General features: G+C 69.2%; 26 protein-coding genes and 2 pseudogenes. 18 read left to right on the plus strand and 10 right to left on the minus strand.

What is annotated here, in order from left to right; genetic code table 11:
• The first annotated feature begins 29 nt into the window (after positions 1-29).
• From OG870_RS02720 to OG870_RS02730, 3 genes are all read left to right on the plus strand, one after another.
• Complete coding sequence (locus OG870_RS02720) at positions 30-464, plus strand: VOC family protein (protein WP_266524633.1); 435 nt, start codon at positions 30-32, stop codon at positions 462-464.
• A gap of 97 nt (positions 465-561) precedes the next feature.
• Positions 562-963: a nuclear transport factor 2 family protein gene (locus OG870_RS02725; RefSeq protein ID WP_327690578.1), complete on the plus strand. Its 402-nt coding sequence runs from the start codon at positions 562-564 to the stop codon at positions 961-963.
• Between the two features lie 197 nt (positions 964-1,160).
• Positions 1,161-3,299: an FUSC family protein gene (locus OG870_RS02730; protein WP_327690579.1), complete on the plus strand. Its 2,139-nt coding sequence runs from the start codon at positions 1,161-1,163 to the stop codon at positions 3,297-3,299.
• A 26-nt stretch (positions 3,300-3,325) separates the two neighbouring features.
• Here the strand turns inward: OG870_RS02730 and OG870_RS02735 are convergent, their stop codons facing one another.
• Positions 3,326-3,964 (minus strand): ATP-binding protein, encoded by a 639-nt coding sequence (locus OG870_RS02735; RefSeq protein WP_266524627.1) that lies wholly within the window; start codon positions 3,962-3,964, stop codon positions 3,326-3,328.
• Between the two features lie 130 nt (positions 3,965-4,094).
• Entirely contained in the window at positions 4,095-4,925 is an 831-nt protein-coding gene (locus tag OG870_RS02740; RefSeq protein WP_266845366.1) for a class I SAM-dependent methyltransferase, read from the minus strand.
• Positions 4,926-5,305: 380 nt separating this feature from the next.
• Between OG870_RS02740 and OG870_RS02745 the strand changes: the two genes are divergently transcribed.
• The 3 genes from OG870_RS02745 (at position 5,306) to OG870_RS02755 (ending at position 7,686) form a co-directional block, all read left to right on the plus strand.
• Positions 5,306-5,737: a lamin tail domain-containing protein gene (locus OG870_RS02745; RefSeq protein WP_405626425.1), complete on the plus strand. Its 432-nt coding sequence runs from the start codon at positions 5,306-5,308 to the stop codon at positions 5,735-5,737.
• Between the two features lie 165 nt (positions 5,738-5,902).
• Entirely contained in the window at positions 5,903-6,286 is a 384-nt protein-coding gene (locus OG870_RS02750; RefSeq protein WP_266593804.1) for a VOC family protein, read from the plus strand.
• Between the two features lie 413 nt (positions 6,287-6,699).
• A complete protein-coding gene (locus OG870_RS02755) occupies positions 6,700-7,686 on the plus strand; it encodes a L,D-transpeptidase (protein WP_266524621.1) in 987 nt (328 codons plus the stop codon).
• Positions 7,687-8,014: 328 nt separating this feature from the next.
• On the opposite strand, the gene OG870_RS02760 is transcribed toward OG870_RS02755, so the two are convergent.
• A complete protein-coding gene (locus OG870_RS02760; protein ID WP_266524619.1) occupies positions 8,015-8,365 on the minus strand; it encodes a hypothetical protein in 351 nt (116 codons plus the stop codon).
• Between the two features lie 188 nt (positions 8,366-8,553).
• On the opposite strand from OG870_RS02760, the gene OG870_RS02765 reads away from it, so the two are divergent.
• Positions 8,554-9,465: an NAD-dependent protein deacetylase gene (locus tag OG870_RS02765; protein ID WP_327690580.1), complete on the plus strand. Its 912-nt coding sequence runs from the start codon at positions 8,554-8,556 to the stop codon at positions 9,463-9,465.
• 140 nt (positions 9,466-9,605) lie between these two features.
• A complete protein-coding gene (locus OG870_RS02770; RefSeq protein ID WP_327692281.1) occupies positions 9,606-10,571 on the plus strand; it encodes a YihY/virulence factor BrkB family protein in 966 nt (321 codons plus the stop codon).
• Positions 10,572-10,731: 160 nt separating this feature from the next.
• Here the strand turns inward: OG870_RS02770 and OG870_RS02775 are convergent, their stop codons facing one another.
• Entirely contained in the window at positions 10,732-11,547 is an 816-nt protein-coding gene (locus tag OG870_RS02775) for an alpha/beta fold hydrolase (protein ID WP_266593802.1), read from the minus strand.
• Between the two features lie 172 nt (positions 11,548-11,719).
• The gene (locus OG870_RS02780; protein WP_266593837.1) at positions 11,720-12,385 is read right to left on the minus strand and encodes a DUF4097 family beta strand repeat-containing protein; all 666 of its coding nucleotides are present in this window, start codon (positions 12,383-12,385) and stop codon (positions 11,720-11,722) included.
• A 240-nt stretch (positions 12,386-12,625) separates the two neighbouring features.
• Here OG870_RS02780 and OG870_RS02785 point away from each other — a divergent pair, with 240 nt between their 5' ends.
• Positions 12,626-13,375 carry a helix-turn-helix domain-containing protein gene (locus OG870_RS02785; RefSeq protein ID WP_266524615.1) on the plus strand — a complete coding sequence of 250 codons (750 nt, stop codon included), beginning with the start codon at positions 12,626-12,628 and terminating at the stop codon, positions 13,373-13,375.
• Positions 13,376-13,473: 98 nt separating this feature from the next.
• Positions 13,474-13,872: a nuclear transport factor 2 family protein gene (locus tag OG870_RS02790; protein WP_266845376.1), complete on the plus strand. Its 399-nt coding sequence runs from the start codon at positions 13,474-13,476 to the stop codon at positions 13,870-13,872.
• 630 nt (positions 13,873-14,502) lie between these two features.
• Here OG870_RS02790 and OG870_RS02795 read toward each other — a convergent pair.
• Both OG870_RS02795 and OG870_RS02800 read right to left on the minus strand, forming a co-directional pair.
• Positions 14,503-15,636: an FAD-dependent oxidoreductase gene (locus tag OG870_RS02795; RefSeq protein WP_327690581.1), complete on the minus strand. Its 1,134-nt coding sequence runs from the start codon at positions 15,634-15,636 to the stop codon at positions 14,503-14,505.
• Between the two features lie 857 nt (positions 15,637-16,493).
• Complete coding sequence (locus tag OG870_RS02800; RefSeq protein WP_266593799.1) at positions 16,494-16,736, minus strand: DUF5302 domain-containing protein; 243 nt, start codon at positions 16,734-16,736, stop codon at positions 16,494-16,496.
• Positions 16,737-16,983: 247 nt separating this feature from the next.
• On the opposite strand from OG870_RS02800, the gene OG870_RS48010 reads away from it, so the two are divergent.
• The 4 genes and pseudogenes from OG870_RS48010 (at position 16,984) to OG870_RS02810 (ending at position 18,570) form a co-directional block, all read left to right on the plus strand.
• The gene (locus OG870_RS48010; protein ID WP_405626420.1) at positions 16,984-17,283 is read left to right on the plus strand and encodes an FAD-dependent monooxygenase; all 300 of its coding nucleotides are present in this window, start codon (positions 16,984-16,986) and stop codon (positions 17,281-17,283) included.
• 14 nt (positions 17,284-17,297) lie between these two features.
• A pseudogene (locus OG870_RS48015) lies at positions 17,298-17,417 on the plus strand (hypothetical protein); the annotation flags it as partial.
• Positions 17,418-17,449: 32 nt separating this feature from the next.
• A complete protein-coding gene (locus OG870_RS48020; RefSeq protein ID WP_443063478.1) occupies positions 17,450-17,602 on the plus strand; it encodes a hypothetical protein in 153 nt (50 codons plus the stop codon).
• 185 nt (positions 17,603-17,787) lie between these two features.
• A complete protein-coding gene (locus OG870_RS02810) occupies positions 17,788-18,570 on the plus strand; it encodes a DUF899 family protein (RefSeq protein WP_266593797.1) in 783 nt (260 codons plus the stop codon).
• A 151-nt stretch (positions 18,571-18,721) separates the two neighbouring features.
• On the opposite strand, the gene OG870_RS02815 is transcribed toward OG870_RS02810, so the two are convergent.
• A complete protein-coding gene (locus OG870_RS02815; protein ID WP_266593796.1) occupies positions 18,722-19,096 on the minus strand; it encodes a VOC family protein in 375 nt (124 codons plus the stop codon).
• A gap of 275 nt (positions 19,097-19,371) precedes the next feature.
• Positions 19,372-20,028, minus strand: a complete 657-nt coding sequence (locus OG870_RS02820; protein WP_266593795.1) for a hypothetical protein — start codon at positions 20,026-20,028, stop codon at positions 19,372-19,374.
• A 217-nt stretch (positions 20,029-20,245) separates the two neighbouring features.
• Between OG870_RS02820 and OG870_RS02825 the strand changes: the two genes are divergently transcribed.
• The 4 genes and pseudogenes from OG870_RS02825 to OG870_RS48025 form a co-directional block, all read left to right on the plus strand.
• Positions 20,246-20,932 (plus strand): helix-turn-helix transcriptional regulator, encoded by a 687-nt coding sequence (locus OG870_RS02825; RefSeq protein ID WP_266524603.1) that lies wholly within the window; start codon positions 20,246-20,248, stop codon positions 20,930-20,932.
• A 421-nt stretch (positions 20,933-21,353) separates the two neighbouring features.
• Complete coding sequence (locus OG870_RS02830) at positions 21,354-22,529, plus strand: DSD1 family PLP-dependent enzyme (RefSeq protein WP_266593794.1); 1,176 nt, start codon at positions 21,354-21,356, stop codon at positions 22,527-22,529.
• A 60-nt stretch (positions 22,530-22,589) separates the two neighbouring features.
• Complete coding sequence (locus OG870_RS02835; RefSeq protein WP_266593793.1) at positions 22,590-23,588, plus strand: threo-3-hydroxy-L-aspartate ammonia-lyase; 999 nt, start codon at positions 22,590-22,592, stop codon at positions 23,586-23,588.
• Between the two features lie 276 nt (positions 23,589-23,864).
• Positions 23,865-24,017, plus strand: a pseudogene (locus OG870_RS48025) (hypothetical protein); the annotation flags it as partial.
• 129 nt (positions 24,018-24,146) lie between these two features.
• On the opposite strand, the gene OG870_RS02840 reads toward OG870_RS48025, so the two are convergent.
• Positions 24,147-25,421, minus strand: a complete 1,275-nt coding sequence (locus OG870_RS02840; RefSeq protein WP_266593792.1) for an MFS transporter — start codon at positions 25,419-25,421, stop codon at positions 24,147-24,149.
• Positions 25,422-25,530 lie beyond the last annotated feature (109 nt).

The raw sequence follows: 25,530 nt of genomic DNA on the forward strand, positions 1-25,530 counted from the left end.
GCAACAGAGCCCCCTGCTATGGTGCGCCGATGTCATCGATCAAGCAGTTCCAAGTCACCTTCGACTGCGCACAACCCGAACGCGTCGCTCGCTTCTGGTGCGAGGTGTTGGGGTACGTCGTGCCGCCGCCACCGGAGGGGTTTGCCACTTGGGACGATTACAATCGCTCGCTGCCGCCCGAGCGTCAGGATGCGGGGTTTGTCTGCATGGACCCCTCGGGTGTCGGCCCGCGCATGTACTTCCAGCGCGTCCCCGAAGGCAAGGTCGTCAAGAATCGGGTCCACCTTGACGTGCGGGTCGGCACCGGGCTCGTGGGCGAAGAGCGCCTCGCCACACTCGAGGCCGAGTGCACGCGACTGGTCGCGCTCGGTGCGGTCCGCGAGCGACTGCTGCGTGCCGATGGCGTCAATGAGTCCTGCATCGCGATGCAGGACATCGAGGGCAACGAGTTCTGTCTCGACTGAGCATCCGCCGAGACGGCAAGGTTGTGGTGACGGGCGCGCGGTCTCGGCCGGGCGATAGGCCGGATACATTCCGTCAGCCCTTGTAATATCGACGGACATGACAGCAGAGTCGCCGGCGCAAACCGTGCAACGCCTGTTCCCGCTGCTCGCCGAGGGGAAAACAGCGGAGGCGGCGCTGTTCGCGGACTCGGTGTCGTTCTCGATTCCGCACCCGCCGGGCATTCCGTGGGTACCGGAGGTCGACTCGGCGGAGGGCATGCGGACATTCTTCGAGCTGCTGCGGACCCACGTGCAGCCCAAGGAGTTCGACCTCCGGCACGTCATCGTCGACGGCGCCGACGTGGTGCTCATCGGGCGCATGGTCTCCGAGGTCAGGAAGACGGGCCGGGACATCGACACCGCGTTCGCCCTCCACACCACAGTCCGGGACGGGCGGATCACCCGCTACCACCTCTACGAGGACACCTACGCCGTCGCCAAGGCCTGCTCCGACGGCTGAATCGCCCGCCGGGCTCGTCCGCCGGGCTCGTTCACCGCTGCCACGTGTCGATCGACGCGGGTGGGCCGGTCGGGCGGTTCCCTGGGGAGCACGCGTGCGATGGACGGCCTCGGAGGCCCTGTCCAGGCATGATGTGTCGCCATGTGCGACCCCGCAGTGGCGGGACGCGCTCCGGTCGGGTCCTTGGAGAGCAACGCATGCCGAAGCTGCCGTCGCTGACCGAGTCTGTCGGTGCGGGCGGCAACGCCGTACGCGTCACGGTTGCCTCGCTCGCCGGTTTCTATCCCGCGGCGCACCTGCTGGAACGACCCGTTCTCGCTGTCTACGCCCTGTTCGCTCCCATCGCGTTCGGCGTCATGTCGCCGCTGCCGGGTTCCGGCCGACGGCGCGCCGGCACCCTGCTGCGGGCTGTCCCTGCCGCTGCCGCACTGGTCCTCCTCGGTACGCTCCTCGCCGTGTCGACGTGGTCGGCCGCGGCAGGCGTTCTGCTCGTGGGGGTCGCCCTGACCTACGGCGCGGCGTGTGCACCACGGCTCGCGGGCATCGTTCCCGGACTGCAGCTCTTCTACATCCTTGTCTGCTTCCCGCCGTACGCGCCCGCCACCCTGCCGGAGAGGTTGGCCGGGCTCGCCGTCGGTGTGGCGCTGCTGATCGTGTGTGAGACGTTGCTCCCGCAACCGGCGCAGCCGTCGTACCGCGCACGGATCGCGGACGCCCTCGACCTCGCGGCACGGGCCGCGACCTGCCTGGTCCGGGCCGTCCAGGTTCCGGATCACGGCTTCGTCGAGCGACTCCGAACGACCGGCCGCGACCTGCGCCTGTCGCGGCAGCCCGCAGGTGGCAGACCTACCGGAGCGGGCAGGCCGGACCGTGCACTGGCCCAAGCCGGTTCGGCCACCCGCCGCCTGCTGGACCAACTCGCCGCTCTCGCCGAACTCCCCGCCGCGCCCGCGGACATGCCGTCGGAAACCCTGCTCCGCGGTATCGCAGCCACGTGCGCCGGCACAGCGCAGATCGTGCGCGGACAGCGCGCCACCGCCGGCCCTGAACTGATGGAGGAAATGACCGCCCAGTTCCTGGCCACGCGCGGCAGCACTCCGAACGCGCGCGTGAGCGGCCTGCACGGGCTGCTGCGGCGGCAGTCGACCGTACTGACCGTCGCGGTGTCGGCCGTGACCGTTCGCACGGCCGTCGCCCTGGCGAGCGGTGTCCGCCACTCGGTGCCCGGACTGCCCCACGAACAGTTCTGGTATGCCGAGAAGTCGACAGCCCGGCTGTGGATCGTCCGGGCGACAGGAAACCTCACCCCTCGCTCCGTCGTCTTCCAGAACGCCGTCCGTACGGCGCTCGGCCTCGCACTCGCCCGCTTGGTGGCGGGGTCCCTCGACCTGTCCCACGGCTTCTGGGTTCTGCTGAGCGTGCTCACCCTGTGCCGCACGACCGCCGGCGCCACCTGGTCCGCCGTTCGCTCGGCTGCCGCCGGGACACTGGCCGGTGCTCTGGCCGCCGGGCTTCTCCTCGTCGGGGCTGGTGACGCCATCGAGGTGTACGAATACCTGCTGGCGCCGACGATGCTGGTGGCCTTTTCCGTGGGGCCCGTCGGCGGGCCGGCCTGGGCGCAGGGACTCTTCACGCTGGTCGTCTCCACGGCGTTCGCACAGATCGCGCCCGTGACATGGCAGCTCGCCGAGGCCCGCCTCGTCGATGTCCTGACCGGGAGTGCGGTCGGGCTGATGTGTGGACTGCTGGCCTGGCCGTCCGGGGCACACTCCGAGATCCGGCGCAGCGTGGGGGCGCTGTTCCGGGCCGCCGCCCCCCTCGTACGGGCCACCGCCGACGCGATGACGAGCCCGACACCGCGTCAGGACGTCACCGCTCAAGCACTGCAACTGACCCTGCATCGGCTGCGCATCGCGCAGGCCGCGTACGCGCAGTACCGTGCGGAACCCGCTCCCCGGGCGGCCGAAGACGGACCCGACTGGCTCGCCGCCCTCAACTACGGCTCCCGAGCGCTGGTCGGCGCCTACTGGCTGCCGCCCTCAAGCGGCACGGCGGACATCCCTGCGGCCGCTCTGCGATGGGCCCATGAGGCCGCCGGTGACGTCGCGGCGGCGACCGATCGGGCCGCGGACTTCCCGACGGAAGGCGCCCACATCCCCCTCCCCGCGCTGCCGTCGCACCTCGCAGCGCCGATGCCACCCGAGGCGCTGTCCCTCCTGGTCGACCTGGAGGTCTGGTTGCGCGCCCTCACCGCGGACCTCAGGACGGCGACCGGCGCGGACGTCCACCTCGATGCCAAGGCCAAAACCGGTTCCCGCCCCCACGGGACGCAGTGACAGCGTGGCCCACGAGACTCACTGGATCAGCTGATCCCAACGCTGTCGCGTCGGTCGTCGACGCGAACCTCCAGGTCCGGCCAGTGCGCGGTCCACCGTGTCAGATCGCCGACGGTCAACGGCGCTTGCGAGTTGAGCGACGCAACCGGCAGGAAACGGACGAGCGTCCCGGTGGTGCCATCGCCTCGGACAGGCTCCAGGCCAGTCACCGGAACACCATGCTGGTAGCGCTGCGTCCAAGCCCCGTTGTCACGGCGGTTGGTGTGAATCAGCCATTCACAGAGTCCCGCTACGACGGACATGCCTCGACGTGGATGCCCGTCCGGAAGTCGCTCGGCGTCCGGCGAGTCGAAGAACCGCAGGTCCTTCGATGCCATCACCGGCTTCTTCACGATCCGGCCGTGGTCATCGACGCGAGTGTCGGTGCCTCGTCCGTTGTCGACCACGGACACAGAGCCGTCGCGGTGCAGAGTGATCGCGCAGCGTCCACCCGCCCGACTCGATGCCTCGTCGGCCGCATAGGCAACGACTTCAAGGACGAGGTGCCCTGGACCACCGGGAGCAAACTCCGCTGGCCCTCGGCGGATCCGGGCGAGATGGCCCAGGTCCACGGCGCCGGCCCAGTCGTGCGTGGTGTTGATCCACGAAGCCCTTGATCCATCCATCCGGCGAGTATCCAGCATCCTGTTCGGCTCGGAACGGCGACCATCGCGGAGCCCTCCACAAGCGCCCGTTCCGCACCTTGACGATCACGGGTTCGCGAGTGCTTTTCGCGCGCCGGGACCTGGCCTGACCTCAGCTCGCCGTCTCCTCGGGTTTCCAGCCCCATGCGGTGAGCATTCCGGCTGACAGTGCGGCGCACTCGTCGGAATCGAGGTACCGGAGAGCCGAGTCGACGGCTGCGTCGTCGACCAGGCCGGTGGCAACCATCGCCCCTCTGCTTCGCTCCCATGTGTCCGCCCAGAAACGGCTGATGGGGCTGCCCGGCATCAGCGGCGGCACATGGACTTCGGCGGCAACGGGCCCGAGTCCCGCCCCACGCAGCAGGTGCGGGTACGACGGTACCCAGGAGACATCGGTGCCGATGGTGGCGCGCAGCCCCCGCCACATCGACCGCATCACCGTGGTGTACGGCGTGCTCGGTGTCCGGTCGCTCGTCAGGTCGACCGCGTCGCTGAGCACCAACACACCACCGGGCGCGACAAGTTCGGCCAGTGCCGTGATCAGCCGTTCGCGCTCGGGCAGGTGCATCAGCACGAACCGTGCGTGGACGAGCCGGAACCGGCGGCCCGTGACGAAGCCCGGTGCAGTGATGTCGGCCTCAGCCACGTCCAGCCCGGGCACGGCCCGCTCGGCGAGGAAACGGACATCGCGGTCCACGGCGAGCACGCTCGTCACCTCGGCCTCATCCAGCAGCCGGCGGGCGACCGTGCCGGTCCCGGCCCCCACGTCGAGGCAGCACCAACCCGGGCCGACCCCGAGTGTCCGCAACCGCGCCATGGTGATGTCGTCGTAGGCGAGGGCGCCGAAGTCGATGCGCTCCCCCTCGCCCGCCTGTTGCGGAGGGAAGACGGCTTCGCCGTAACGGCCATCGCCCGCCGCATCTCCGCGCGCAGCGGCACTCACGACGCGACCGACGCGACCGGCGTGACCGACGTGACGCTGAGAGTGCCATCAAGCCGGTCGAACACCCGCTGCGCGGACAGGGAGCGGTTCCGGTTCCATCCCCCGGTGTGACCGAGCCTTCCGCAGGCGGTGCGCCGCACATACGGGAGGCCGCACGCAGTGCGCCGGAGAGACGGAAGGCATTTCAGGCTGGTGAGCTCGTCCAACGGTTTCATGGCCGGACCTCATTCACGCGATGGGGCGATGCGGTGCCGGGCGGCCCGTCCTGAGGCAGCCGCCCCACCGATCCTCCACCGGCGCCCGCCTCCACACCCAAGGCGCGCCGTTGCTACGCCGATCGGCGCAAGGAGGTCGGTGGGCATGGTCGTCGCGGGTTGCCCATGAGCCCGTTCGGGACGTTGCACGCTGCCGGCCAGGGCGGCCGACCACCGGCCGGCCGCCCGCACGCTGCGGTGTTCATCAGCGGCGTGCAGTACGACTCCCCGGGCCGGAACGACCGCTCCAACCGTTCACTGAACAAGGAGTGGTTGGAGCTCACCAACAGCACCCGTCGGACGGTGAACCTGGACGGCTGGACCCTCTCGAACAAGGACGGCCGCACGTACACGTCCCACCACTACCGCCTGGAGGGCCGGTCCACCGTCCGCGTGCACACCGGCGTCGGCCACAACAACACCACCGACGTCTACCAGGACCGGCGCACGGACGTGTGGGACCACCACTCCGACACCGCGACCCTGCGCAACGACCACGGCCGCTTCATCGACGACACCTCCTGGGGCCGAGGCCACCACGGCGGACACCGCCACTGACAACCCGGTAGTTGACGCCACCTCATGAACCGGCGTCCAGAGGTGGGTCACCCCCAAGGTGGCCCACCTTTGTCGCCTTCTCAGCAGAGACTGCCCCCGTATCCGGGCCTGTCCTCCAGAACATGTCGGCGTTGGACTCTCGGGTCGTCTCCCTACACTGACGGAATGGCATGCCGCATCAGTGAACTGGTCATCGACTGCGCCGACCCCGACCGGCTCGCCGAATTCTGGAGCAAGGTCCTCGGCTACGTCGAACTCGGCCGGGAGGGCGACGGAAGCATCGAGATCGGGCCGCCCGACGTCGGCTTCGGCGGCCCCCAGCCCACCCTCGTCCTCAGCCCCAGCAGCGACCCGCGGCCCGGGAAGCTCCGGCTGCACATCGACGTCAGCGCCACCGACCGCGACCAGGACGCCGAGCTGGAGCGGCTGCTCGCCCTCGGCGCCAGACCCGCTGACGTCGGCCAGACCGGCACCGAGAGTTGGCACGTCCTGGCGGACCCGGAAGGCAACGAATTCTGCCTCCTGCACACCCGGCTCCAGCCGCTCTGACCACCCGCGCCGGCGCCCCGGCGAAGCGCCCGCTTGTGACTGCCCAGCACAGATTCGCCTGCTGAAAGCCCTCGACTCCGTGAATCGCCGAAGGACGGAGCGGACGACCTCGCGGTCGATTCCCTACGAATCCCTACGCAGCGGTTAGCCGAGGTTCGTGATGGGCAGCCGAATTGTCGTGGGACTCCGGGCGGCCGGTAGACAGGAGCCTCAAGTAGCAGAGGTCGGACAGCCAGTCCCGGCGCTCCTGAGCGGCTGGACCATCCGAAGGCTCCCGCAGCACAAGGTCAGGAGGCTTGAGTGACGTGGATCACTAAAGATCTACGTGCCGCACGCAACTGCGGCCCATGCCGTCACCATCTGACAGAGAGTGGGGCCCGTCAGGGCCGGGGCACGAGAGAGTGGGGCAAGTCGTGGGACGGCGCAGGGGCGGCATAGGGATCGCATTCGTCACGGTCGCGGTGCTGGTGGGCGCGAGTGCCTGCGGCGGGGGTGACAGTGACAAGGCGAGTGGGGGCGACGCAAAAGCGTCGGGAACGGCGAGTACGAGTGCCTCGCCCAAGCCGACGAAGCCCGCGGGCCCGCCGATGCTGCTGGACACGATCACTCCGCAGACGGGGAACACGGTCGGCGTGGCCATGCCGATCTCGGTGATCTTCACGAACCCGGTGGCGGCGAAGGCACGGGCCACGGTCGAGAAGCACATGAAGGTGAGCGCCTCGCAGCCGGTGGCCGGCGCCTGGCACTGGATGGGCGACAGGCGTGCCGACTGGCGGCCCAAGACGTACTGGCCGGCCAACACGAAGGTGAAGATCGACGCCGACCTCAAGGGCGTCAGCAACGGCAACGGACGCTACGGCGTGCACGGCTACACGCACAGCTTCACGGTCGGCGACGACGTGCGCGCGGACGTCTCGGTGACCGGCCACACCATGAAGGTGACCCGGAACGGCAGGCCGGTGCGCACCCTGTCGATCAATGCGGGCAGCCCCGAGTACCCGACGTGGAACGGCACCATGGCCGTCATCGACAAGCAGGAGAAGGTCCACATGACCTCCTGCAGCGTTGGCATCAGCTGCGACAAGGGCAGCCCCAACTACTACGACCTGACACTGCCGTGGGACGTCCACCTGACCCAGTCCGGCACGTATGTCCACTACTCGACGGGCGACCCCAACCCGGGCAGCGGCAGCGCCCGCGGCTCGCACGGCTGCGTCCACCTGTCGATGTCGGACGCCAAGTGGTTCTACGGCCAGGTCAAGCAGGGCGATCCCGTCACCATCACCGGCTCTTCCCGCGCCAAGGCCCCGGCCGACAACGGCTACGCCGACTTCAACCTCGGCTGGGACCAGTGGCTGGCCGGCAGCGCGTCCGGGGAGCAGACGACCGCGACACTGTGATGCGGTGCGGCGACGACACCGTCAGCGGCACGTCGCTCGAACCTTGACCAGGCGCCCCACCCCCAATCGGCCACTGCGCGCGGCGCAGTTGGCCGATTGGCGTTCGCCGTCTCGCTCAGGGAGACCCCGTGGGATTTGAGCTGCGGGAGCGGTGGAGCGGGCAGCCCCTGTGGGCGAGATGGGTTCTCGCGGTGTACCTGATCGGATTCCTTGAGGGAGCCTGTGCCCATCTCCTCGACTTGATCCGTGGGGGGGATGCACGCCTGTAGCCGCACAGGGAGAGCCGCATGGGAGAGCGCTGCTGGCTGACGATCCGCTGCACACCGCCTCAGCGGGTGCAGACGTAACGCTCGTCCTGGAACGAGGTGGCGTCGGAGCTGCTGCCACCGGGCCGGATGCTCCACACCTTGTCGTCCTGGCTCGCATCGAAGAAGTCGACGTAGACGGACTGGTTGTTGCGGTAGGACCCGACGCTGCTGATCCCGAAGTCGAGGAGGTTCCGGCAATAGCCGTGCCGCTGAGTCATGTAGGCGATGTCGGTGAAGTTGCGGCCCTTGTAAAGGCACAGCCATCCGGCGCCGCACGGCTCGGCAGCCGATGCCGTCGGGGCGAGCACCACGCCGCTGACCGTCATGGCGAGCAGCGTGAGCAAGAGGGCTCGAAGTCGCAACTTCTGCATGGACATCTCCTGGGCTTGACGGCGCGCATTGACGAGATGGGCTGTCCAGGGGACGGATCAGAACAGCGCAGACTGGTCCTACCCTGCGAGGGACGGAGCCAGTCCGCGTGTTCAGGATCAGCGTGCCGAGCGGATGCGGTTGAAGATGCGTGCGGCGGTCAGGGCAGCCGGTTCCGTACCCTGGCGGCATGCGCACGCGCCCCACACTGAGCTGGACGCCCACCGAGGACCTACCTGCGGGCACCACGGATCTGGCGCCGGTCGCCGATGCGCTGCGCGCCGGCGGTGTGCTGGTGCTCAGCGGGGCCGGCATCTCCACGGAGTCGGGCATCCCCGACTATCGGGGTGAGGGCGGGAGCCTGAGTCGGCACACCCCGATGACGTACCAGGACTTCACCGCGGGCGCCAAGGCCCGGCGCCGGTACTGGGCCCGCAGCCACCTCGGCTGGCGCACCTTCGGCCGTGCCCGCCCCAACGCCGGTCACCGGGCCGTGGCCGCGTTCGGCCGGCACGGACTGCTCGCGGGCGTGATCACCCAGAACGTGGACGGCTTGCACCAGGTCGCGGGCAGTGGGGACGTCGTCGAACTCCACGGAAGCCTGGACCGGGTCGTCTGCCTTTCGTGCGGCGCCGTCAGCCCGCGCCGCGAACTCGCCCGCCGACTGGAGGCCGCCAATCCAGGTTTCGAGCCCGCGGCCGCCGCGATCAACCCGGACGGTGACGCCGACCTCACCGACGACCAGGTCGGCGACTTCCGTGTGCTGCCTTGCACACTCTGCGGCGGCATCCTCAAACCGGACGTGGTCTTCTTCGGCGAGACCGTGCCGCCGCGGCGAGTCGATCACTGTCGCGCGCTGGTCCATGAAGCGGCCTCGCTACTGGTCCTGGGGTCCTCTCTGACGGTGATGTCCGGACTCCGGTTCGTCCGCCAGGCAGCGAAGGCCGACACGCCGGTACTGATCATCAACCGGGATCCGACCCGGGGCGACCGGCACGCACTCACCCGCATCATGCTCCCGCTCGGAACCACCCTCACCACCCTCGCCGACCAACTGGGCATCCCCCTCGACGACCACCCCGCGGCCCGGCCGCAAGCGTGACGACTACCGGCGCCTGGCCGCCTGTCCGCCTGCCTGCACGCAACGTGTGTGACGACCGTTGAAGCATCCGTTCGGGGGCAGTCGAAACAGGCACACGCCGGGGAGGTGGCCCCGGCCCCGAGGGAGGGAGCCTGTCCGTGATGGGAACCGCCGTGCACGTCCCGCAGACCAGGGACATGATCGGGGAAGAGCTCTCGGGCGACGAGGCTCTGGCCGCGCTGCGGCGGTACGGCGGGGTACGGCTGCTCATCGACTCCTTCGCCCGGTTTCGCTATGCCGACGGCTTCTCCCACGCACGGGCTCTGGGATTCCAGATCGTGGTGGGCCTGGTACCGCTGACCCTGGCGCTGGTCGGCGTGGCCACGTCCGTGCACACCGACGCGGTGGGCCGGATCGTCGAACGGGTCTTCAGCGACGTCGTGCCCGGTGCCGGTGACGGGGTGCTCGCGGAGGCGTTCGCAAGGTCCCGGCGCAGCGCCCACGGCGATGTCCGGAGCGCCCTCGCACTGTGGCTCGGTCTCGCCTTCGCCGTGGTCAACCTCGCCTCGGCGATGGGCCAGATCGAGCGGGGCGCCAACCGCATCTACGGCATCGAGCGCGACCGCCCCTTCACCCACAAGTACGGCCGTGCCGTGCTGCTTTCGATGGCGGCCGGCCTGCCGATGGTGCTCGGGTTCGTGGTGCTCGTGGCCGGCGAGGCGGTCGGTGACGCCGTCGCTTCGACGCTGGGCTCCCCCGGTGGCGCAGACCGCTGGTGGGGCGTGCTCGAGATCCCGGTGGGGCTGACGCTCGCGTGGATCGCCTCCGCCGTGATCTTCCGGTGGTCGCCGCGCCGCAGGCAGCCGGGCTACACCTGGCTCGCCTTCGGCAGCGCGGTCCACCTCCTCCTGTGGGTCTCAGCCACCTGGCTGCTGGCGCTGTACGTCGGCAAGAGCACCGCGTTCGGGGCCGTCTACGGACCCTTGACCGCCTTCGTCGCCCTGCTGCTGTGGGCCAACGTCACCGGTGTCGCCCTCTTCCTCGGCATCGCCTTCGCCGCCCAACTGGAAGCGGCGCGCGCCGGTATCGCCTCCGCCGTGCATGCGGATCCTGGGCCTGGCCGCTGACGCCGCTGACTGCCCGACATCGGACTACGACCGCCTGGCCGACATCGGACAGTGGCCCGCCGAAGGGCGGTGCGCGACCCGAACACGGCCGAACCGGACGACGATGACGAGACGAGAGCGGCGAGGACGTGTCGCTGCAGTCGTCGCACCGGCCGTGCCGTCAGCGCGCCTCGCGGTCGAGGGCGGCCACTTCGCGTACGGCCTCGGCGATGGCCGGGAACTCCCTTTTCAGGATCGCACCGTGGTTGCTGGCGACCTTCGCGCCGATCCGGATGTTCGGGTTACGGGCGATCACCGCATCGAGGCCGGTGCGTATCTGTTCCTGCTCGTCACCGCGGCTTCCGAAGGACGTCCCCGAAGCGACCACGTACCGCACCGGGACGGTGATGTCGTCCAGGACAGGGCCCAGCTCCCGCTCGCGCGACAGCCTGCCGAGCTCGATGTTGCTGTCCGCCTGCTGTTCGGCGGTCATCCGCGGAGCCAGGCCCGTCGGGCGCAGCAACGGCAGAAACCAGCCGAGTCGCCGAAACAGCTTCCGGATCCGCTCCTCCATCGCGGCGTCGAGCCAGTCGTACGGGAACGCGCCGTCGACCAGGACCGCGCCCACGGCACGTTTCGGGTTCCGGCCGGCCCAATGCGCCGCGACGCACGCCCCGTAGGACCAGCCCACCACCAGCGCCCGGTCCACGCCCCTGGCCGCGAGAACAGCGTCGACATCCCGGACGGCGGCTTCGAAGGAATAGTCCGCCGAACGTTTCGATTTGCCGCGCGCCCGCTCGTCGTAGCTGATGTGCCGCCATTCCGTTCCCAGTTCGGCGATGACTCGCCGCCAGTAACCCTGAGTGGCGAACTGCCCATTGAGGTAGAGCACGGGCACACCGGGGCCGCCCGTGTCGGTGACGGCCAGGGCCGTATCGTCAACCGGCACCATGCCGGTCCATGTCGAAGCTGTTGAGGCAGTGCTGTTCTTGGGCATGTGTTCCACCTGATCGCGTGAGGTTGGGTACGACTTCTCAAGGCAAGGCGGCCCTGCGCCTGGATCGCAGACCGCTGGGGACGGACGGCCGCGTCCTCGGCGACGACCGACAGGATCTCGATCGCGGGGACCCGGCCGGGCGGTCCTGGCGGTCCTGTCCTGTTCCGCTCGTTCAGAGGCTGCGGGCGGTGATGTCGCCGCGGGAGGTCGTGGCGCGGATGTCGAGTTCGACGGAGCCATCGTTCTTGAGGGCGTTGCTGATGCGGCCGTAGTCGGTGTCGGCGGCCAGGGCGGCCGAGACGCTCGCGGCGGCGCCGACCGTGATGTCGCCGGACTGGGTGGTCAGCACGACCGCGCCGCGCACGGCCTCGGTGATCCGGATGTCGCCCCGCGCGGTGCTGATGTTCGCGGGGCCGCCCAGGCGACCGACCTCGACGTCGCCGTCGACCGCGGTGAGGCGGAGGCTCGCGGCCTCGTCGATCTTGATCCGGCGGTACGCGCCGTCGAAGGCGACGTCGCCCAGGCGGCCGACGCCGCGGAGCTCGCAACTGGCAGTCCTGGCCTCGATACGGGAGCCCGCGGGCAGTTGGACGGAGACCTCCAGGGATCCGGAGGGGCCGAAGAGCTGGTTCTTGAGCTCGGGAGTGTGAATCCGCAGGACGCCGTCGGCGTAGGCGACGGTGGTCTGCTCCGCGGCCTGGACGTCGCGGGTCTTGGAGGGGTTGGCGGGCAGGACCTCGACGGTGGTGTCTGCGCGGTCGGCGGCAATGAACCGGATACGTCCGGCGGGGATGTCCAGGACGGCGGAGATGGGCGCGGGGGTGTCGAACTTCTGCATCATGCTCTCCTGTTAGTCGCTCGCGTTTTCCGACACCAGAAACGCTACGTTGCTTTCCATCGCCCGGCAACAACTTCGTTGCACACAATTACTATCTATGCAGGTCACATGCGCCTTATCGTTGCAACGGCCACGCCAGTAATGCAACGCCCGTCGAACCGATCATTGCAATGGTCGAGAAGTGAACGCTATAATGGGCGGAACAGGGACCGCCGCGAAGAATCACCGAGGGAGATCGCGATGCCGGGAGGCAGGCTCACCCAGCAGGAACGCCAGCAGATCGCGCTGGGGCTGGCCGACAGCCTCCCCTACGCCGAGATCGCCCGACGCCTGGAGCGTCCGACCTCGACGATCACGCGTGAGGTGATGCGCAACGGCGGCCCCACCGCCTACCGCGCCGACCTGGCCCACCGCGCCACCGAACACCGCGCCCACCGGCGCAGGCCCGCCTCCTCCCGAGAGGCGCAGTCACTCCCCCAGCCACACGGACGCGACGCCGAGGCCGTAGCGCAGTACGAGGAGACACTCACCACCGTCCTCATGGCTTCGGGCCTGCCCAAAATGGCAGCCCGCCTGCTGACCTGCCTGTTCACCACCGACGCGGGCAGCCTCACCGCGTCCCAGCTCGCCCAGCGCCTCCAGGTCAGCCCGGCGTCCATCTCCAAGGCGATCGCTTTCCTGGAGAGCCAGAGCCTGGTGCGCAGAGAACGCGACGAACGCCGCCGCGACCGCTACGTCGTCGACGACGAGCTCTTCTACCAGGCGACGATCGCCAGCGCCCGAGCCAACGACCAACTCGTCGAAACCGCACGTCAGGGCGTTGCCGTCCTCGGCCCCCGCACCCCCGCGGCCACCCGCCTTGAGAACATCGCCCGGTTCCTCGACTTCATCAGCGAAAGCATCACCCGCGCCGCCGAACAGGCCCGCGAAGTCCTCCACACCAAATCCGAAGCAACCTCGGCCGACGCCACCGAAGCAAGCGAAGGTTGAACACTCAGCGCGACAGGTGCCCTCGACGCGGCGCGCAGCCCTGACGCTGAGGACGCCGACGAGTGTGCGGCCCCAACCAACAGGCGCATCATGAAGGCATGACCGACCACGACGATTTCCTGACGTGGGTCAAGACGGCCCTGTACGAGGCGGAACTCGCGCTGCACAACGGCGATGCGACCCCCCGAAGGGCGCTCTGGTCGCGCAACGAGCCCGTGAGCATCCTGGGGGCGTGGCGCAACGTCTACGGCCGGCGAGAGATCGACGAGCTGTTTGCCGCCCTTGAGAAGAGCTTCTCGAACTGCACGTCGTACGTGTTCGAACTGCAGGCGTACGACGTGTCGGGAGACATGGCCTATACAGCCGGCCTTGAGCACACCTCTGCCTCCGTCGACGGAGAACCGCGCACTTACACCTTGCGGGCAACCCAGGTGTACCGCCGCGAGGACGGCGAGTGGAGGGTGGCTCATCGTCACGGCGACACAGTGACAGACTGAGAGCGCCCGAACTCGACCATCGGAACGCCGAGTTGACCGCCGCGTCGGATGGCGTCCGGTCCGAACTGACAGACCTGCTGGCGGCGCTTGGATCGGTGGGAGCAGGCCGCGACGACGGGGCGTCGTCCCCTGGCGCCCCCCCGGGGGGGCGGCGCAGGCACGCACCACCCCCATCGCCCCGGCGGCGTGGGCCCAGCTGGTCGAGGCCGGAACCCAATGCGGTCAGTCGCGGGCCGGTTCCGGTGTCGGGGCGGGGCCCGGAGGCGCCGGTTCCGGAGCCGGGGGTTCGGGTGCGGGGGCCGGAGGACGCGCGGGGGTAGGCGCCGGGCCGGGCGGGGCGGGCTTGGGATGCGGGGTGGGACGGGGCTCCGGGTCCGGTGGGGAGGCGACGTTTTCGGACTGCGCGCTCATCAGGTACTCCTGCCTGTCGTCGAGTCGCTGGGTCTCTGGGTCTTTGCTGTGGATTCGTCTCTGTTGTGGATTCCTTCCGCGCGTACCCCTTGAACCGAGCCCGACTCACCCTCGCGGACGATCCGCTGGTGCAGCCGGCGCAGAGGCGGAGCGAACGCACCCAGGAGGTGCGGATCGAGCGAGGGCGAGAAGGAGAGCGTCAGTTGGGGCTGGAGAAGGTCACGAGGTGTGCTCGTGCCCGTTGAACATATTGATCATGCTGTGGGGTGAGTCGTCGCCGAACATGTGCTCATAGAGCTCGTCGCCGCCGGTGGCGGAGTCGGTGCTGCGGGGGAACATGGCCTGCTCGTACTCGGTGAGCGCGGCCTCGACATCATCGGGGTGCGCGGCGAGGGCCTGGCCGAGTTCGGCACCGTCGAGCATCGCCAGGTTGGCCCCTTCGCCGTTCGGGGCCGCGAGGTGGGCGGCGTCGCCGACCAGGGTCACCCCTGGCACCCGATCCCACCGGTGCCCCGTCGGCAGAGTGTTGAGGAGGCGCAGGACCGGCGCGGTGTCACTCTCGGTGATCAGCGCGGTGAGTTCCGGCGCCCAGCCGTCAAACTCCTGCGCGATTCGTTCGGTGGCCGCGGCGGCGTCGGTGAAATCGATGGCGGCGAACCAGTCCTGAGGCCTGGACAGCGCCACGTAAGTGTGAAGGGTGCCGCCGCTCTCTCGGTGAGCCTGGATTCCTTTGCCCGGCGCGAGTGCGAACATCGCCCCATCGCCGACCGCTTTCGCGGCGGCAGGGTGCCGGGTGTCACAGTCGAACAGGTAGGTCTCGACGAACGACCGGCCGGCGTATTCGGGTGTGGCGGTGGAGAGCAGCGGCCTCACCCGTGACCACGCGCCGTCCGCGCCGACCAACAAGCTCGTGACGACGGTGCTGCCGTCGGCGAAGGTCACCTCGCAGCGGCCCTCGCCGAGGGCACAGGTGCTGCTGACCTTGCGGCCCCACCTGACGGTGCCGTCCGGGAGCGAGTCGAGCAGGAGCTGTCGCAACTGGCCGCGCTGCACCTCGGGGCGTCCACCGGTGCCGTCGTCGGGTTCGTCATGCAGTACGGTCCCGTCCCATGCGACGACGCGTGTCGCCTGGCGGCCATCCAGGATGAGGCTGCGGAACTCGTCGATCAAACCTGCCGCCCGCAGAGCGACTTGGCCGCTGTGGTCGTGGATGTCGAGCATCCCGCCCTGCGCGCGAGCTGTTGGCGAGGCCTCGGCTTCGTAGACCGTGACCGGGATTCCGTGGGTATGCAGCACGCGGGCGAGCGTGAGGCCGCCGAGTCCGGCGCCGATGATCATGACGTCAGTGGTCATGGTGATTCCCTACCTGTCGCACGCCTGCAAGCCGAGCACCCGCAGGATCTGTGGAAAGGACACCAGGCCCCGCCTGCAAGCCACCGACATCGATCCGACAGCCCCCGACAGATGACCGACACCGCACATCGGCGCCGACACCAACTTGGGTGGAGGCCACCCCAAGGGCATGGCGAGATGTGCGCACGACAATCAGGGGCGTGGTCAGGGCAGCTGGTTCACAGCGACCTCCGCGACGGAGCACTACGGCCTTGGCCCGCCGACCACACGGCCGCGCACGTCGGCAGTCCTGGGCGCGGCATACACGGCGCCGCGTTCCTTGACGCCGTACGACGGAATGGGAAGAGCCCGACAGAGCTCGACTCGGACGGCTGGTCACTCGGGCGTCGTAGAACCCGTTGCGCGAACACGACGACTGCCCGCAGTTCCGCGCAGCGGTCGAGCTACCTGACCGTGAAACGTCGCCCGGTCGACATCACGGGCGAGAGTGTCGCTCACGGTGAACGAGTTGAAGCGGCTCTGCCGCGAACGCCGCCGAAATGTACGCGCACACCGACTGTCTCGCCGCCACAGCCTGGCGCTGGAGGTGGTTGCCGGATAGCTCCGGGCGGCGGACGACCTGAGCGAGCACGGCCGGCTGCCGTTTGCCCTCGTTGCCGCGATGGCGGAGATGGATCGGCAGAACAACAACCCTGCGCCCGTGCTCGAACGGCCCGACTCCACACGTGGAGGCTCGCTCGCGGGCGTTCTCAGGGGTATCGCATCGCGCGCACGCCCTGGGGCCTCGGCCACAGGGCGTGCGATTTCAGTGCCGCCAGGAGGTGGTGCCGCGCGGTCAGCTCTCGAAGTGGGCCGGCTCAGCCGCCACTCTTGCGCTTGAACGACCGCTGGCTCGCGGCGGGGCCGTGCGCCCCACGCACCTTCGAGGCACCGGGGTTGGCAGAAAGATCGGCACCATCCGTCTGCACGCCCTTCTTACGCGCCAAGGCCTCGCGGAACTTGCGCTTCAGGTCGTACTGGCCATCGCTGTCGGGCGCGAGAGCGGACGTCTCGGGGTCAGCCTGCTCCGAACCTTCTGGGGATGCAGCCTCTTCGGTCATGGTGACCTCCTGGGATCGGGCGGTGGGAAGCACAGCTTGTCATGCCTGGCGGTGTGCCGAGCACCGGCACCATCCTCGGGCTCCGGCTTCATGAGGGTCGCCTCGCGGGTATCGCGTCCCAGCCGGGCGCACCACGAGGGTGTTCGTCTCACAGAGGTGAGCATGGAAAGGCTACGGGACGGGCTGGCGGGAGGCCCTTCCTCCACCGTTCGGCGGCCAGGGGCTCAACCTCGGGGTCGGCGACCCGATGAACCTCGGCTGGAAGCTCGACGCCGTGGTCACCGGGAGGGCACCCGAAGGGCTGCTCGACAGTTATGACGCCGAGCGCCGGCCCCTCGGCGCTTGGGTACTGGACTGGACACGGGCCCAGATCGGGGTGCTGCGCGCAGACGCCAAGTCGGCTGCGCTCCGGGAGATCGTCGCCGAGCTGCTGAGCACCCGGGACGGTACGACCTACGCGGTCAAGAAGATCTCCGTTGTCACGCAGCGGATCGACCTGCCCGGCGACCATCCGCTGGTCGGCCGGCTCGTCCCGACCTGTGGCTGAGGGACGGTTCCCGTCTGGTCGACCACGGTCACGGCGGCGGTTTCCTGCTGCTCGATCACACACCGGACGGCGCGTTCGCGCGCCTCGCCACGGCATGGACCGGCCGAGTCAGCAGCGTGACCGACGACCACGCGACGCCGACCGGAGTGTTGGTACGCCCGGAGTGTTGGTATGCCTGGACGGAGTCGTCGCATGGGCCACCGACATCACCGAGACCGCCGACACCATCGGCTTCGCCGCCGGCGCAGCCCTCGAAGCCGCCCTGCGCCGATGGACCGGCGCGCCATCGTCCTCACCCGAGCACGCGCCGGTGGGTTGATCCCAGTCCGTGGCGAGGGCGATCCGGCCGTCGGTGGTGAGGGCGGATGCTGTCGAATTTGCCGAGGGCGCACCGGCCGCGATGAGTTCCGGCCGAGTCACGAGTCTGATCTGGTGACCGTCGTAGAACGGCGTACGCCGCTGCCCAGCACCAGACACGCGACACGCGACAACACGGAGGACACCATGACCACCACGCCGGATGACCCGACCCCCACGCTGCCCGGCCGCCCGCCCGTGGTCGACCTGGCCACCTGGCAGACCGCCCGGGACGAGCTGCTGGTCCGCGAGAAGGCCCACACCCGCGAGGGCGATGCCATCGCCGCCGCCCGCCGCAAACTGCCGATGGTGGAGTTCGACGGGACGGTCGAGGTCGTCGGACCCGACGGCCCGGTCCCGTTCCTCGATCTGTTCCAGGACCGCGACGAACTCGTGGTCTACAAGCACATGTGGTACGACGGCGCGCCGCACCAGGGGCAGTGCGAAGGCTGCACCACCACGGCCTGGCACCTGAAGGACGCCGTCTACCTCAACGCGCGCGACGTCTCGTTCGCCGTCCTCACCTCGGGCCGCCCGGACGAGGTGGCCTCCTACGTCGAGTTCATGGGCTACACCCAGCCCTGGTACTCGGTACGCGACCTGGACGCGCCGGTCGGCCACAGCATGGGGTCCATCACCTGCTTCCTGCGCGACGGCGACGGCGTGTTCCTCACGTACTCCACAACCGGCCGTGGCAACGAGCGGGTCAACGGGTCCCTCGGCCTGCTCGACCTGACCCCTTACGGCCGCGGCGAGGCGTGGGAGGACAACCCCGAGGGCTGGCCCGAGGGACGCAGCGCATGCTGGTCCTGGCGCTCGGATGCGGAAGGGAACGCCACCTGGGGCCCGACCAGCCGCCCCGTGCCGCAGTGGACCCGCCCCGGCGCGACCCCCGTGGAGGCCCTCGGTCGGAACGGCCACCACCACTGACGCGCCGTCGTCGCATGCGTTTCGCCGCATTCGCGTTGCCACTACCCGCTGCCTCGACCTTCCCTGACGGTCATCGCGGTGTCCTGGCGAGCAGCAGTCGGTTGCACTGGTCGGGCACACGGTTGCTGTGCCCGACCAAGCGCTCCTCCGATTACAAATACGGCTGGGTGATCAGCTCAATGGCGTGACCGGCGGGGTCCTTGAAGTACACCCCTCGACCACCGTGCTCATTGTTGATCTCGCCGGGGCGCCGCATCTGCGGATCGGCCCAGTGCTCGATGCCGCGATCACGCAGTCGTCCGTAAGCCCGATCGAACAGTTCCTCGTCGACCAGGAACGCGTAGTGCTGCATCTGGATTTCCACCGGAGGCTCGGCGAACTGAAGCAACACCCCGTCGGACAGCTGGATGTTGGTGAACGGGCCCCAGGACGGTGCTTCCGGAAGTTCCAGCAACTCACGGAAGAACCGAGCCGAATCGTTGCGATCCTTGGAGGCGATGATGGTGTGGTTGAACGTGACTGCCATGTAGCTGACCTCGCTGTTGCTCGACACGAAAAAGGACTCGTGGTGCACGAGCACTGGGAGGTCCGCGTGCCGAACGGAGGGGGTGCCTTCCAGGCACCCGCTGTGCGATCAGCCCACCACCGGGTAGCCAATCCGTGTGTGGCGTAGCGCCGGTCCGGTGTTCACACCGGGGACACTACTTGATCCCATTGGCAGGGACAACGGCACAGCGCCCGGCTGCTGTTGGGCTCGTCACGCAGCATTGGACGAGGTCAGTGGTCCACGGAACGCACGGGTCAGTGGTCCACGGAACGGAGGTCTCGGTAGAGGAACCACGCCGTACCTGCGACGACCACCCCGCAGACCGTGGGCACGAGCAACCACGGCAGGCCCGTCCATACGGTACACAGGCCCACGACGGCGCAGGAGGCACCCGCAACGATGAGCAGCCACTTGCCATACGGGCGCCAGCTGAAGACGCCGGGATCGCGGGGCCTGACCAAGCGCACTGCGCCGAACGCGAGGGTCAACGCAGCCAGCAGCCCAGCGAACGTGCCGACAGCGGCGGTCATTTGGGGTTCGTCGCGCGGTGCGTCGGAGGAATTCTGACGAACCTCTCCCCCGGCGACCACCACAACGACGCCGCGCCAGACAGTACCGGTGACACGGTCCCCCCGCTGAAGCCCCCTCAGCACCGGCCCCGGGTCCCCGAACGGCACGACCACCCTCGCGAACGGCGCCTGGCCGAGCAGGGTCGCCCTCATGTTCTTGTTGGAATTACGGGTGCCTTCGACAGTGAAGGTGAGCTGCCGCAGGCAGTCCTCCGACCTCGGTATCACCGTGCGGGCCGCACACGCCTCGGCCGCCGTGTACTCCCGGTAGAGGGCGCGGTCATTGGGCAGCCAGGTGGAGAAGACGAGATAGCAGGCCAGCGCGGCGGCCAGGGACGACAACACTTTAGACTGCAATTACAGTTCTAGACAGATATGACAGGCCGGAGTACCGTGCCTTCAGGAGGTACAACGGGTTCCAGGTCGCCCACCCGCCGGCACGCCGGACACAGAGCCGACAGCGATCAGGGGCCGTTCTCAGACGCGCTTCATTGCCGAGGTTTGCGTCCTCGTCCCCTCCGCCGCACGCCCCGTATCCGCAGCCGGCAAAAGAGGATTCATGGATCACGTCGCCACTACCGCGCCACAAGGCCGGCGTGCCGAAACCGACGGACTCGGCCCTGCCGCGGAGGATGAGCACCTCATCCGGGAGGCCGAGAAGATCGCCGTTGCGCTGGGCCGGATGTTCCCCGGGTTGTGCGAGGTGGTACTGCACGACCTGCGCGATCCGCAGCACGCGATCAGGACCATCGAGAACAACCTCTCCGGACGCCAGGTAGGGGACTCCGCCACCGAGTTGGGCCTGGCTCGTATCGCCGACCCGGCGTATCCCAGCGTGATCCAGAACTACCCCAACCAGTTCCCGGACGGACGCCCGGCCAAGAGCACGTCCATCGGCATCAAGAACGCCGCGGGCGACTACATCGCGGCGCTGTGCCTGAACCTCGATGTGTCCGTACTGTCCCCGGTCACCCTGGCACTGTCGAATCTGGTCGCCACCGACACCGAGGACCGTGACCGGCCCTTGGAGAGCCTGCGCGACCGCAACGCTCGCGAGCTGCGCCAGACCATCGAGGCCCTGGCCGCGGAACGCGCCGGCACTCCCCGCTCGCTGAGCCGCAAGGACAAGAAGGAACTGGTGCAGCAACTGCACCGGGACGGCTTCTTCGACTCTCGTGACGCCGCGCAGGCCATCGCCGATCTGCTGGGTGTGTCCCGGGCGACGGTCTACAACTACACCAAGTGAAGGGGGGGTTCATGTCCCGCGCCGGTTGGCCCGGCCCCACGTTCACGGCGCTGTCGCTGATTGACAGTGTGGGCGCGATGTCGCCGGTCGGCCACGCATCGCATGTCGCCGTGCCCGGCGGCCTGCCCCCTCGCGCCGATCGGCTGCCAGTCGCGCTTGATGGCGGCGACCTCGCCGGTGAGCCGTTTGCCGTGCAGGCCGAGCAGGTGCTGTGCAATGTCGACAAGACGCCCGTGTGCACAGGCACCGGCCGCGCGAAAATGCCGCCCCCGCCTCTGCTGCGGTCTGTCCGCGCCGGCCCGCCGCACGGGCGAGAGCCGGGATCGGTCTCCAGGACCTCTACGTCGACCTTTACCTCTACGTCGGCCTCTACCTCTCCCCTACCTCGGACTGGCCTGCTCTAGACACTGGACATCGCTCTGTGAACACCACGCACACCACGCACACCACCGCAAAGTCGCTCGCCGACCCCGACACGCCCTTCGCGGTCGTCGACAAGTACAAGGCGCTGCGCAACATCGAGCGCCTCGCGGCCAGGACCGACCAACTCGGCGTCACCCTGCGCCCGCACGTCAAGACCGCCAAGAGCCTCGACGTCGCCGCCCTCCTGAACGGCGGCACGCCCCGCCCCGTCACCGTCTCCACGCTCGCCGAGGCCGAGGCATTCGCCGACGGCGGCTACACCGACATCACGTACGCCGTCGGCATCGACCCGCACAAGCTCCCCCGTGTGATCGCTCTCCTGCGCCGTGGCGTGCGCCTGCGCATCCTGCTCGACAGCCGTGAGCAGGCAGAGTTCGTCACCGACGCAGCCCGCCGGGCCGGTATCGGGATTCCCACCCAGATCGAAATCGACTGCGACGGCCACCGCGGCGGCCTCAAGACCGACGCGCCCGCGCTGGTTGAGATCGGTCGTCTCCTGCACGACGCCGGCTGCCTGGACGGCGTGCTGACGCACGCAGGCGAGTCCTACTTCGCCTACTCCCCTGTGGAGCAGTGCCTCGCCGCGGAGAACGAACGCGACGCCGCAGTCACCGCCGCCGAGAAGCTGCGCTCAGCCGGCCTGCCCGTCGCCACTGTCAGCGTCGGCTCCACACCCACCGCCCACGCCGCCGAGGACCTCACCGGCGTCACCGAACTGCGCGCCGGCAACTACGTCTTCTTCGACCTGGTCATGGCCGGTCTCGGCGTCTGCCTGATGGACGACCTCGCCTTGTCGGTCGTCGTCACCGTCATCGGTCACCGACCCGAGTACGGGTGGATCGTCACCGACGGCGGCTGGATGGCCATGTCCCGTGACCGCGGCACCGCCGTCCAGGCCCAGGATCAGGGTTACGGCCTCGTCACCGACCTCGACGGCCGCCTTGTCCCCGGCCTCGTCATGACGGCTGCGAGCCAGGAGCACGGCACCCTCACCGCCCGCGACGGAGCCACGCTGCCCGGCCTGTCCGTGGGCACACGGCTGCGCATCCTGCCCAACCACGCCTGCGCCACCGCCGCCCAGCACCACGGCTATCACGTCACCGACAGCTCCCGAAGCACCGCCGGCCCCGCGCCCGCGATCGAGGCATTCTGGCCGCGCGTCACGGGCTGGTAGCTCTCGCCCGAGTACACACAGGCTTCTGGTCCGACTTCTCACCACCGCAAGGAATCCACCATGGCCGCTGCACAGCCTGTTTCGTTCGACGACGTCCGCGAGGCCGCCGCACGTCTCGACGGGATCGCCCACCGCACCCCCGTTCTCACCTCCCGCACCCTCAACGCCCTGGTCGGCGCCGAGGTGTTCATCAAGTGCGAGAACTTCCAGCGCATCGGCGCCTTCAAGTTCCGCGGCGCCTACAACGCCGCCGCCCAACTGCCCGCCGAACAGCTGGCCAAGGGCATCGCGGCCTACTCATCCGGCAACCACGCCCAGGCCACCGCCCTCGCCGCCCGCGAACTGGGCACCACCGCGGTCATCCTCATGCCCGAGGACGCCCCTCGGAACAAGATGGATGCCACCGCCGGCTACGGCGCGGAGATCGTCACCTACGACCGGTACACCCAGGACCGCACCGCCCTCGGCGAGGCCCTCGCCGTCGAACGCGGCCTGGCGCTCATCCCGCCCTACGACCACCCTCATGTCATCGCCGGACAGGGCACCGCGGCCCTGGAACTCTTCGCGGAAACCGGCGAACTCGACGCTCTCGTCGTACCCGTCGGCGGCGGCGGCCTCATCGCCGGCAGCGCCATCACCGCCACGGCGCTTCACCCCGGCATCAAGATCATCGGCGTCGAACCGGAAGCAGGCGACGACACCAAACGTTCCCTGGCCGGCGGCGAACGCGTGACCATCCCCGTGCCCCACACCATTGCCGACGGCCAAGCCCTGCCCACTCCCGGCGAGATCACCTTTCCCATCAACCAGCGGCTGGTCAACGCCATCGCCCTCGTCAGCGACGACGACATCATCGACGCCATGCGCTTCGCCTTCGAACACCTGAAGATCGTCCTCGAACCCAGCGGCGCCACCGCCCTGGCCGCCCTCATGGCCCGGCGTCTCGAACATCTCCCGCGCAGGATCGGCATCATCGCCTCCGGGGGCAACATCAGCGCCCAACGGTTCGCAGAACTCATCAACCGCGGCGAGCACGATGGCGCGGCGGCCACAGGCTGAGGTCCTTGACGACCTTGACGACCTTCACCCGCGGGCGCGTCGACAGTGCCTTGTCACCAAGCACGTTGGGGCCGCGACGGGGAAGGAGCCGAAGTCAGTGACTGACCGAGGGGTCAGAGGGCAGGGTCCACGGCGCTGTCGACGGGGGCGCCGTCTGCCGCCGGTTCGGGGAGAGCCGGGCCAGGCATGTGAGGCCTCGTCGTCGTACCCGCGGGCCAGTTCCTGCCGCTCGACTCGGCGCGCGCAGACGAGACCGCGGTCTGGCTCGAGTTCGCGTTGCCCGCACGTACGGATCCCGCTCTGGGCTCGATCGCCGACGAACTCCACGACGGGCTGCGGACGGTCGCCGACCGTCTGCTGGACCGCCTGAGCGTGCAGGCCCCACTGGCGACGGAACACCTCGCCGCAGTCCTGGACGGCCTCGTCCTCAACGCGGCCCTCCACCCCGATCGACTGCAGCCCGACACCCTGCGGGCGGTACTGCGGCGGCGGCACTTGGCGCGCAGCTACCTGCGGCCCCACAACCCGAGCCGCCACCCCCGTCGCGGGTGGCGAGCGCTACCCCGGCTCCCCCGGCGTTGCCGTCGGCGGTGCGACGTGAGTGGCTTCGCCCATCGGCCGGCCCGCAGTGGCGTGCCGGGCTTCCGTCGAGGTTTCCACGGCCGACGCAGTGATCACCTCGGAGCGTCGGCTGCCCCGGTCCATGAGGCCGCCGGTGAAGGCCAGACCGAGGCCCGCTACGGCAAGTGCGGCGCCCACCAGGTTGGGCGAGGCCCAGCCCCAGCCCGCGGAGATGGCCAGTCCGCCCAGCCAGGCGCCGCCCGCGTTGGCCAGATTGAAGGCGGAGTGATTGGAGGCCGCGGCCATCGTGGGAGCGTTCTTCGCCTTGGCCATGAGCAGCATCTGGACGGGCGTGGTGATGAAGGAGCCCATCGCGCCGATGAAGGTGATCGTCACCAGGGCCGGCACAGTGCTGTGGACGGCGAAATAGAACGCCACCAACCCTACGGCGAGCAGAGTGAGCCCCGCATACAGGGTCGGGCGCAGGGCACGGTCCGTGAGGGGGCCCGCGATCAGCGTGCCGAGCGTCATGCCGACTCCGTACAGCGCGAGGACCAGCGTGGTCGAGGAGTCGGAGATGCCCGTCAGATGCGTCAGCATCGGCACGAGGTAGCTGTAGACGGCGAAGAACCCGCCGAACCCCACAACAGCCGTGGCCAGGCCGATCGCCACCTGCCTGTTGCCCATGGCCCGCATCTCGTGCCGGATGCCGGACTGCCGGCCGCGTGGCTGGTGGGGGACGAACAGGGCCAGCGCGGCGAGGGCGACGAGGCCTATGACGGCGACGGCGCCGTAGGCGGACCGCCAGCCGAACTGCTGCCCGAGGGCGGTGCCGGCCGGGACGCCGACGATGTTCGCGACGGTCAGCCCGAGGAACATCTTCGAGACAGCGCGCGCAGCCCGCTCGGGAGCGACCAGCCGGGAGGCGACAACGGCACCGACGCCGAACAGCGCCCCGTGCGGCAGCCCCGCCAGGAAACGCGCCGCGAACAGCAGACCGAAGTCAGGGGCGAGCGCGGACGCGACGTTGCCGACCACGAACAGGCCCGAGAGGAGCAGCAGGAGCCGTTTGTGCGGTACGCGCGCACCGATACCGGTCAGCAGAGGGGCACCGACAACCACACCGAGCGCATAGGCCGACACGAGGTTGCCGGCGTGTGGCACCGACACACCGACCCCGTCGGCTATCTGGGGCAGCAGCCCCATCGTGGCGAACTCGGTCGTGCCGATACCGAAGGCGACGACAGCCAGGGCCAGCAGAGCCAAAGGCATGGTGCGGGAGAACCTTTCAACGACAGCAGTCCAGCGACAGGAGAGCAGAGAACGGCCGAGGTCGTCGAACTCCCGCGGCCGGCCGGGTCGAGCGCCATTGCCCGCGCGT

Source organism: Streptomyces sp. NBC_00461 (assembly GCF_036013935.1).
Classification (GTDB): Bacteria; Actinomycetota; Actinomycetes; order Streptomycetales; family Streptomycetaceae; genus Streptomyces.